The sequence below is a fragment of the Streptomyces sp. Sge12 genome, assembly GCF_002080455.1.
Taxonomy (GTDB): Bacteria; Actinomycetota; Actinomycetes; order Streptomycetales; family Streptomycetaceae; genus Streptomyces.
The window spans coordinates 2,088,368-2,098,570 of sequence record NZ_CP020555.1 but is presented as its reverse complement, the minus strand read 5'-3'; the positions used below and the strand labels follow the sequence as shown (position 1 = coordinate 2,098,570).

The 10,203-nt window shown below is 71.4% G+C and carries 7 protein-coding genes; 5 read left to right on the top strand and 2 right to left on the bottom strand.

Going from position 1 to position 10,203, the window contains the following annotated elements; all coding sequences use genetic code 11:
• The 5 genes from B6R96_RS09140 to B6R96_RS09120 all read left to right on the top strand — a co-directional run bounded on the left by B6R96_RS09140 (position 1) and on the right by B6R96_RS09120 (position 8,377).
• The gene (locus B6R96_RS09140; RefSeq protein WP_081522218.1) at positions 1 to 1,233 is read left to right on the top strand and encodes a cytochrome P450; all 1,233 of its coding nucleotides are present in this window, start codon (positions 1 to 3) and stop codon (positions 1,231 to 1,233) included.
• A gap of 46 nt (positions 1,234 to 1,279) precedes the next feature.
• Positions 1,280 to 2,482, top strand: a complete 1,203-nt coding sequence (locus B6R96_RS09135; protein ID WP_081522217.1) for a cytochrome P450 — start codon at positions 1,280 to 1,282, stop codon at positions 2,480 to 2,482.
• Between the two features lie 122 nt (positions 2,483 to 2,604).
• A complete protein-coding gene (locus B6R96_RS09130) occupies positions 2,605 to 3,819 on the top strand; it encodes an NAD(P)/FAD-dependent oxidoreductase (protein WP_081522216.1) in 1,215 nt (404 codons plus the stop codon).
• Positions 3,816 to 7,019: a non-ribosomal peptide synthetase gene (locus B6R96_RS09125; protein WP_081522215.1), complete on the top strand. Its 3,204-nt coding sequence runs from the start codon at positions 3,816 to 3,818 to the stop codon at positions 7,017 to 7,019. The genes B6R96_RS09130 and B6R96_RS09125 overlap by 4 nt, the downstream gene beginning before the upstream one ends.
• Positions 7,020 to 7,126: 107 nt before the next feature.
• Positions 7,127 to 8,377 (top strand): cytochrome P450, encoded by a 1,251-nt coding sequence (locus tag B6R96_RS09120; protein ID WP_030385734.1) that lies wholly within the window; start codon positions 7,127 to 7,129, stop codon positions 8,375 to 8,377.
• Positions 8,378 to 8,430: 53 nt separating this feature from the next.
• Here B6R96_RS09120 and B6R96_RS09115 read toward each other — a convergent pair whose 3' ends face one another.
• Positions 8,431 to 8,688: a hypothetical protein gene (locus tag B6R96_RS09115; RefSeq protein ID WP_081522214.1), complete on the bottom strand. Its 258-nt coding sequence runs from the start codon at positions 8,686 to 8,688 to the stop codon at positions 8,431 to 8,433.
• Positions 8,689 to 9,022: 334 nt separating this feature from the next.
• Positions 9,023 to 9,664, bottom strand: a complete 642-nt coding sequence (locus B6R96_RS09110; RefSeq protein ID WP_237291385.1) for a DUF2637 domain-containing protein — start codon at positions 9,662 to 9,664, stop codon at positions 9,023 to 9,025.
• Between the last annotated feature and the right edge of the window lie 539 nt (positions 9,665 to 10,203).

Here is a 10,203-nt window from a genome sequence, read left to right as displayed (position 1 = left end):
ATGACCGGGACATCCGCCGACACGGACGGGACGGAAGCCGCGGCCTTCGTCGACGACCTGGGCATCAATCCGGAGTTCTTCTGGCTGCGGGGCCACCGGCCCGAGCACCCGGTCGAGGTCAACGACTACGGCATCGTCAACGTGTACGGGTACAAGGAGGTGCTGGAGGTCGTCGGCAATCCGGGGACGTACTCCAGCGACGTCGCCGAACTGATCGCCGGCGACGTGGAGATCGACCCGGAGTTCAGCGACGGCACCCTCCTGCAGTCCGACCCGCCGGACCACACCAAGCTGCGCAAGATCATCAGCAAGGCGTTCACCCGCGGCATGGTCGCGGCCCTGGAGCCGCGGATGGTCGAGATCACCCACGAGCTCCTCGACCAGGTCTCCGACCAGGACAGCATCGAGATGGTCGACGACCTGGCCTACCCGATGCCGATCATCGTCATCTCCGAGCTGCTCGGCGTCCCGCAGAGCGACCGCGACCTGTTCAAGACCTGGGTCGACCGGATGGCCCACAGCGCGGTCGCCCTCACCTCCGGCGACCGCGACCTGGACGACGACGTCGACGCCCAGGCCGCCATGCGCGTCGTCCCGGAGATGTTCCAGTACCTGCGCGAGCACGCCGCCGAGCGCCGGATCAAACCCCGCGAGGACCTCCTCACCAAGCTGGTCGAGGCGGAGGTCGACGGCGAACGCCTCAGCGACAACGCGGTGGTGAACTTCGCCAACGAGCTGCTCGTCGTCGGACACGCCACCACCAGCGCCCTGCTCGGCAACACCCTCCTGTGCCTGGACCGCTACCCGCAGCACCTGGCCGCGGTCCGCGGCAACCCGGGCCTGACCCCCGGCCTCGTCGAGGAGTCGCTTCGCTACCTGAGCCCGATCGCGACGGCCTACAAGGCCTGCGTCGCCGAGGGCGAGCTCGCCGGCGTCAAGGTGCACCCGGGGCAGCTGGTCGCCATCTCGCTCTCGGCGGCCAACCGGGACGAGCGCCAGTTCGCCCGCCCGCACCTGTTCGACCCGACCCGCGACCCCAATCCGCACATCGGCTTCGGCCGGGGCATCCACTTCTGCCTCGGCGCGCCGCTGGCCCGGATGGAGGGCCGGATCGCGACGGACATCCTGCTCGACCGCTTCCCGAAGCTGCGGACGGACCCGGACAACCCGCCTGCCTTCCTGCCGCTGCCCCACGTCATCTCGACCTCGGAGCTCCCGCTCCTCGTCCGATGAGGCCCCGACCCGAAGCCCGTGGCCGGGCCGCCGAAGGAGACCCCCGATGAGCACCACGACCAGTCCCGTCGAGAAGTGGGAGATGCACCCGCGGCACTTCTGGCTGCGCGGCATCCAGCCCGAGAAGCCGGTGGTGTACGACCCCGAGGTCGGGATGTGGCACGTCTACGGATACCCGGAGACCCTGGAGATCCTCAGCGATCCCGGGACCTACTCCTCCGCGGTGGCCGCGCGCTACGTCAGCCCCGAACAGGCCGCCGTCGCCTTCGACGGCAACCTGACCCAGGCGGACCCGCCCGAGCACCAGCAGCTGCGCAAGCTGGTCGGCCGCACCTTCACCCTGAAGATGGTGGCCGAGCTCGAGTCACGCATCACCGCCCTCACCCACGAGCTCCTCGACGAGATCGAGGGCGACACCTTCGACCTCGCCGAGGCGCTCGCCTACCCGCTGCCCGTGATCGTCATCTGCGACATGCTCGGGATCCCGCGCGAGGACCGCGACCTCCTCAAGGAGTGGGCGGACCAGTCCCTGATGGCGAGCGCCCAGCTCACCACCCACCAGGGCGACCAGGCACAGGAGGAGTCCCTCGACACCCAGGCCGAAGCGGCCATGGCGATGGGCTTCTACATCCTGGACCTGGTCACCCAACGGCGGGCCGAACCGCAGGACGACCTGCTGTCACGGCTCTGCGAGGCCGAGGTGGACGGGGAACGGCTGACCGACCGGCAGATCGTCAACTTCGCCAACCTGCTGATCTCGGCCGGCCACATCACCACCACCATGCTGCTGGGCAACACGATCCTGTGCCTGGACGCCTTCCCGGACGTCGACGAGCGGGTCCGCGAGGACCGCTCGCTCGTGCCCACCCTGCTGGAGGAGTCGCTGCGCTACCTGAGCCCGCTCGCGGCGGGCTACCGGGTCACCACGCGCGACGTCGAGATCGGCGGAGTGACAGTCCCCGAGGGCGACGTCCTGGAGGTGTGGTTCTCGGCCGCCAACCGCGACGCCCGGGTCTTCGACGACCCGGACGTCTTCGACCCGGCCCGCACACCCAACCCGCAGATCGGCTTCGGCCGGGGCATCCACTTCTGCCTCGGCGCCCCGCTGGCCCGGCTGGAGGGCCGGGTGGCCATGAACATCCTGTTCGACCGCTTCCCGAAGCTGCGCGTGGACCCGGACCAGAAGCCGACCTTCCTCACCTCCCCGGAGTTCACCGGGGTCTGGAAGCTGCCGATCCGCGTCGACTGAGCGGTCCCCGCACCACCCCTCGAACCCCGGCGGCCCGGACCCGGACCCCCCTCCGGATCCGGGCCGCCGGGCCCCGTCCCCCCCCACGCACACGCCACCCCGCGCAGGACAAGGAGCATCTCTTGACCCACTACGACGTGATTGTGGTCGGCGCGCGGTGCGCCGGGGCTCCGGCCGCGATGCTGCTCGCGCGCGCCGGCTACCGGGTGCTCATGGTCGAGCGCGGGACCTTCCCCAAGGACACCCTCTCCACGCTCTACATCCATCAGCCCGGAGTCGCCGCCCTCGCCCGCTGGGGCCTGCTGCCCGCCGTGGTGGCCACCGGCGCCCCCGCCCTCGACCACGTCCGCCACACCCACGGCGACATCCGGCTCGAGGGCTGCTCCTGGGCCGCCGACGGACAGGGCGCCGCCTACGCGCCGCGTCGCTACCTGCTCGACCCGATCCTCGCGCAGGGCGCCGTCGACGCGGGCGTCGAGTTCCGCGAGAACTGCTCGGTCAGCGACCTCGTCTTCGACGGCGACCGCGTCGTCGGCGTCCGGCTCGGCCCCTCCGCGGGCGGCGCCGTCGAGCGGGCCACCCTCGTCATCGGCGCCGACGGAATGCGCTCGACCGTGGCCGCGAAGGCCGGCGCCCCCCTCCTCGTCGAGGACCCGGCCGCCACCTGCGCCTACTACTCCTACTGGTCCGGACTCGAACCCGGCTTCCGGCTGTTCGACACGCCCGGCCACTGGGTCGGCACCGTACCGACCAACGACGGCGCGACTCTCGTGGCCGGCTACTTCCCGCAGGACCAGTTCCACAGCGTCCGCGGCGACGCCCTGAACGCCCTGCTCACGAACGTCGAGAAGACCGCTCCCGAGCTGCGGGAGGAAATGGCGGGCGGCGCCCGCCTGGAGCGCGTCTACGGCACCGGCGACCAGCGCAACTTCTTCCGGCAGGCCACCGGGGCGGGCTGGGCGCTCATCGGCGACGCCGGCCACCACAAGGACTCGATCACCGCACGCGGCATCACCGACGGCTTCCACCAGGCCCAGCTCCTCGCGGACTGCATCGGCGACGGGCTGCACGACCCCGAGCGGCTGCGCGTGGCCCTGGACACCTTCGCCGAGCAGCGGCTGGAAGACCTCCTGCCCCACTACCACGCCACCTTGAAGACGGCCCGCCTGGACCCGCCGCCCCACCACTTGGACCTGCTGCGCGCCATCGCCACCAGCCGGGACCTGACGGACCGCTACTTCTCCACGCTGTCCGGTGTCTGCCCGATCGACGAATTCGTCACCCCCGAACTGCTCGACCTGATGGAAGAGACGGAAATGAAAGGACTGAACGGATGACCGACGGGACGACCGACGGCAGGGCCCACGAGGCGGCCGGCGGCGACCGGCTGCCGCTCACCCTCGGGCAGGAGCTCATCCGGTCCGCCCACCGGCACGGGCCCGGACCCGCAGCGGCGCACACCCGCCACCCGGTCCTCGCCCTCCGGCTGACCGGCAGCCTCGACCGGGCCGAACTGACCTCGGCGCTGCGCCGGCTGGTGGCCCGGCACGAACCGCTGCGCACCACCTTCACCGAGACCGGCGGCGCCCCGGCACAGCACGTCTGGCCGGCCGGGCCGCTGGAGCTGGAGTTCACCGACCTCGAGCCGGTACCCGCCGACACCCGGCCGGAGCGGCTCGACGCCCGCATCGCCGAACTCGCCGCGAGACCCTACGACCTCACCTCCGGCCCGCTGCTGCGCTCGCTGTTGATCCGCCTCGGCGCCACCGAGCACGTACTGGTCCTCGCCGCCCACCGCATCGCCGTGGACACCCGCTCCGAGGCCATCCTCACCACCGAACTCGCCGAGCTGTACGCGGCGGCCGTCTCCGGCCGGCCCGCCCGGCTGCCCGAACTCCCGGTCCGCTACGCCCAGTACGCGGCCGAGCAGCGCGCCCGCGTCACCGACGCCGAACTCGCGGCCCAGCTCGACCACTGGCGCGGCCACCTCGCCGGCCTGCCCGCACTGCGGCTGCCCACCGACCGCGCCCGGTCCCGGGCGCGCGGCGCCGCCGCGGCCCGGCACACCTTCCGGGTACCGGAGCACACCGCGCGCGGGATCGCCGAGACGGCCGCCGCGCACGGCGGCACCCTGTTCGCGGGTCTGTTCACCGCCTGCCAGGTGCTGTTCTCCCGGCACACCGGCCAGGAGGACCTGGCCCTCGGCACCCGGGCGAGCGGCCGCACCCGGCCGGTGCTCGACACCCTGGTCGGTGCCTTCGACAACCCCCTCCTACTGCGCGCCCGCGTACGGCCCGAGGCACCCTTCACCGAACTCCTCGCCGGGACCTGCGCCACCCTCGCCGAGGGCCTCGCCCACCAGGACGTGCCCTTCGAACAGGTCCGCCGCACCCTGGGCGAGGGCAAGGACGCCGGCGACACCCCCGGCGTCCAGGTGATGGTCGTGCTGCGCGACGCCGCCGAGGCGGCCGAGCCCGCACAGACCCCCGCACTCGCCGTGCGCGCCTTCCCACCGCCCGGGGTGCCCGCGGAGTTCGACATCACCGTGGAGTTCACCCCAACCACCGCCGGCGACCTGGACGTCGTACTGGACTACGACAGCGCGCTGTTCGACGCCGTCACCGTGGAGGTGCTGGCCCGCCACCTGTCGGTGCTGCTCGGCGCCGCCGCGGCCGACCCCACCCGCTCCGTGGAGGACCTGCCGCTCGCCGACGCGGAAGAACTGCGCCTGCTCACCACCGAATGGGCGGTCAACCGGGCCGACTTTCCCTCGGACCGGTGCGTGCACGAGCTCGTCGCCGAACAGGCCCGGCTGCGCCCGGACGCGGTCGCCGTCACCGCGGGCCTGGAGACGCTCACCTACGCCGAACTGGACGCCCGCGCCAACCAGCTGGCCCACCTGCTCGTCGCCTACGGGGTCGCACCGGGCACCTTCATCGCCGTCTGCCTGCCCCGCGGCCCCGAACTCGTCACCGCGCTGCTCGCCGTCCTGAAGGCCGGCTGCGCCTACCTGCCGCTGAACCCCGACTACCCCGGGGACCGGCTCGGCTTCATGCTCTCCGACGCCGGGGTACCGCTGTGCCTCACCGAGTCCTGGCTGACCGGCAAACTCCCGGTCGCCGACACCCGGATGATCGCGCTGGACGAGCAGTACGCGGCCGTCGCCGAGCTGCCGACCGTGGCCCCGCGGGTCGCGGTCACCGCCGACGACCCCGCCTACATCATGTACACCTCGGGCTCCACCGGCACGCCCAAGGGCGCCGTGATCGGACACCGCTCGGTCGTCCGGCTGTTCTGCAACGCCGACTGGGTCTCGCTCGGCCCGGACGACGTCATGGCCCAGGGCTCCGACGTCACCTTCGACGCGGCCACTTTGGAGATCTGGGGACCCCTGCTCGCGGGCGGCCGGATGGTCGTCATCGACAAGGACACCCTCCTGGACCCGGCCGAGCTCACGGCCGCCCTGCGCCGGCACGGCGTCACCACCCTGTTCGTGACGACCGCCGTGTTCAACCAGATCGTCGCCGCCGACCCGTACGCCTTCGGCGCACTGCGCCACGTGCTCTTCGGCGGCGAGGCGGCCAACTCGGTGCGCGTGTCCGAAGTACTGGCGGCCGCCCCGCCGCAGCGGCTCGTGAACCTGTACGGACCGACCGAGACCGCGGTCCTCGGCACCTGGCACCTCATCCGCGAGGCCGACGAGAACCTGACCGTCCCCATCGGCCGGGCCGTCGCCAACACCACGGCCTACGTCCTCGACGACCGGCTCCGGCCGGCGCCGATCGGAGTGGCCGGCGAACTGTTCATCGCCGGCCCCGGAGTGGCCCAGGGCTACCTCAACCGACCCGAACTGACCGCCGACCGCTTCCTGGACAATCCGCACGGGGAGGCCCCGGACCACCGCATGTACCGCACCGGCGACCTGGTGCGCTGGACCAGCGCGGGAGTCATCGAGTACGTGGGCCGCGCCGACCACCAGGTCAAGGTCCGCGGCTACCGCATCGAGCCGGGCGAGATCGAGCTCGTGCTCCAGCAGCACCCCCGGGTCGGGGTCGCCCTGGTCGTGGCCCTCGCCGACGGCGAGCACAAGCGCCTCGTCGGCTACGTGACCCACGCCGTGCCCGGACAGCCCCCGCAGCCGGCAGAGCTGCGGGAGTTCGTCTCGGACCGGCTGCCCGTCCACATGGTGCCGTCCGCCCTGGTGTGCCTGGAGCAGTTCCCGCTCACCCCGAGCGGCAAGGTCGACCGCAAGGCCCTGCCCGCCCCCGAGCACGCCCCGGCGGCGCCCGCCAGCGCCCTGGAGCCCCGTACCGGCACCGAGCGGCTGCTCGTCCAGATCTGGTCCGACGTGCTCGGCATCCCGACCGTGTCGGTCACCGACAACTTCTACGAGCTGGGCGGGGACTCGATCCTCGGCATCCGGGTGGTGGCCAGGGCGAAGAAGGCCGGGCTGGTGATCTCCGCCAAGGACGTGTTCCGCAAGCAGACGATCGCCGAACTCGCCACCACCGCCGTGCCGGCCGAAGCCGCCGCCTGAGTACTCCGCCGCCGCCACCGCCCACGTCCCCGTCCCCGCCGACCTCCGTCGAAGACCCTTAACGCGCCGCGGGCCCCCGGGCCCGCGGCCCTGGAGGAGACACACCCATGACTGCCCCCACCCTTCCGGTGGCCGAACTCGCCGCCGCGGCCGACCCGGCGGCCCTCGACCTCACCGACCCGCAGACGTTCGACGACAACGACCCCCACGAGATGTGGCGGCCCTACCGCGCCCACAACCCGGTGTTCTGGCACGCCCCCAGGGGCGGCAACCCCGGCTTCTGGGTCTTCACCAAGTACGACGACATCATGGCCGCCTACCGCGACAACAAGCGGTACACCTCCGAGCAGGGCAATGTGCTCAGCACCCTGCTGCTCGGCGAGGACTCCGCCGCCGGGAAGATGCTCGCCGTCACCGACGGCCCGCGGCACCGCGAGATCCGCAACCTGATGATGAAGTCCTTCTCCCCGCGCGTCCTGACCCCCGTCGTGGAGAACGTCCAGAAGCTCACCGACCGGCTGATCTCAGAAGCCGTCGAGATCGGCGAACTGGACTTCGTCACCGCGGTCGCCGACCGGATCCCCATCCACACCATCGGCGACCTCATGGGCATCCCCGCCGAGGACCGCGAACAGCTCGTGGACTGGAACGCGCAGACCCTGTCCCGGTACAGCGCCGACGACGGCGAAGAAGTGTCGCTGATGGCGCGCAACGAGATCGTGCTCTACATCTCCGGCCTGATGGCGGAGCGCCGCCGCAACCCGGGCGAGGACGTCCTCAGCACACTGGCCACCGCCACCATCGACGGCGAACCGCTCAGCGAAGAGGAGATCATATACAACGCCTACAGCCTGATCCTGGGCGGCGACGAGTCGAGCAGGGCCACAGCCTCCGGCATCGTGCACGCCTTCAGCCAGCACGACGACCAGTGGCGCCGGCTGAAGAACGCCGAGGTCACCCTGGAGAGCGCCACCGAGGAGGTCATGCGGTGGACCACCCCCACCATGCACTTCGGCCGGTACGCCCTCGTCGACATCCCGATCCGCGACCACGTCGTCAAGGCCGGCGAGATCGTCACGCTGTGGAACAGCTCCGCCAACTTCGACGAGGACGCCTTCGTCGACCCGTACACCTTCGACCTGGGGCGCACGCCCAACAAGCACGTCAGCTTCGGCCACGGCCCGCACTTCTGCCTCGGCGCCTACCTGGGCCGCGTCCACATGATCTCCATGCTGGAGTCGCTGCGCACCCGGGTCGCCGACATCGAACTGCTGGCCCCGCCCACCCGCCTGTTCTCCAACTTCGCCAACGGCCACGCCACCTTGAAGGTCCGCCTCACCGGCGAGCGCTCCGCCTGACGGCCGTCCTGGCGACGATCGGTGCCTCGTGACGACAACTCTCCTCCGGCCGTTCACCGTTGACCCTGCAGCGCGTCGGCCCCTGCGGCGATGACCTCGGCGAGCCGGTTGGCGAAGGCCGCGTTGCAGCCTCCGAGGCGGACGAAGCCGTGGCCGGCCACCGGCCCGTCGTTGCTCAGGGAAGGAAGGGTGAGGTCTGCGAGGGCGAGCGCAGCCTGGAGGTTGGTGACGGCCTCTTCGCCGGCCCGGTAGGCGGAGTCCTGGCGCCGCTTGTACCTGGTTCGTTCGGCGTGGGTCATTTCGTGGGCCATGCTTGTGATCTCTCGTGATAGGCGTGTGAGGTGTCGGGAGCGGCCCGCGAGCGCTGCTGGGCATGCTCATGCCCAGCGGGGCGTCGTAAGGATGGGCCGCGGTGACCGGACGGCCGGGGGCGCGATGCGGTCTGACCTGCAGCGCGGCGAGCCGGTCCGGGATCGGGCCGCAACGGGAGACGGACATAGAACGTCAGGCTGAGTATGTGTCCGACCCGTGACTATCGGTTTGGATCTTCGTTTCAAAGGTGCAGGCGAGCACCCTTGTGAGGCGTGGGGAAGGAGTGGGGTGTCAAGGAAGCCAGTGGCTGTCACCACCCCACGCGTACGGCTGTCATGCGCCGTACCCGAATCCACGCCCCCCGGACGGAGAGCGGACGGCCTTCCGCTCCGCCGCGGCGTAGCCGGGAGGGACACCGTCCTGGCGGCGCCCGGCCGTGGTCGCGTGCCCGAGCACCGAGGCGGGCGCGTTGCGGTGCCGCGGCGCAGCCTGGCGGGGCGGCCGCGTGAGGGTGATCTGGCGTACCAGCTGCTGGAAGCAGGCCAGGGCGGCGACCGCGGGAAGCGCGGAGGACGTCCCGGCAGCGATCGTTCTGGGCGCCTGGGCCACGCACAGAAGCGTGGCCAGGGTGGAGAACAGCAGCACGATGGACCAGGAATGCAGCGCGCGGCGCTGGTGCAGCGCGGATCTGAGAATGGACAGGGAAGCGACCATCCAGGGGCCGTAGATCAGCAGGGGCCACCAGCCGACCACTGCGCGGGCCGTGTGGAGTCCGGCACTGTGGCGCAGGGTGTCACAGATGGCCAACCCGCTGAGGATGCTCACCACGGCGGCGATGACGGCGACCAGCACGGCTGTGAACAGGCTGCCCGTTCGCAGCAGGGTCACGACCGGTGCCTTCGACGGGCTCCGGCGGTGCCCGCCGGAGGCCTGTTTGGGCGGCCGGGCGGCAGGCGTGTGCTTCAGCCCCGTCACGAGGCCGAGGGTGCTCACCGTGTCACCGGCGTCGTCGTAGCCGCCGCGGCCGAAGGGCTCCGGCCGGCCGGGGGAAGCGCTCTCCTGGAGAAGGATGGCGAGCTCTTCCGCCGGATCCCACGGCCGGTCCGGCTCACCGTGCCCACCGAGCGGTTGTCCGGAGCGATGCTGTAGGTGGTCCGGCCGGCGCCGGAACGCGGTCGTGTCCGGCTGAGGGTGGGCGCCGTGGACGTCTGGGTATCCGTACGGCTCAAACACAGGAACTGCCGCGCGGCTGCTCGTCGACGGACGCCGCGGCCGGTGCGGTGCTCCCCGACCTACGGTCGAACTCGACCTGGATCATGCTCATCGTATGGAGGAAGTCCTCGAGGATCGAGGACGAGTAGCTGAGATCGATCTCCAGGCTCCCTTGTTCCAGCGTTGCGTTCCTGGCCTCGCCGCGCCCTGTGGCGCGCGGGGTGAAAGTCCACTTTCCGACCCGGGTGGCCCCGGCGTGAAAGCTGCCTCCCTGTCCGTCCTCTTCCTCAGGTCTGTGGAAG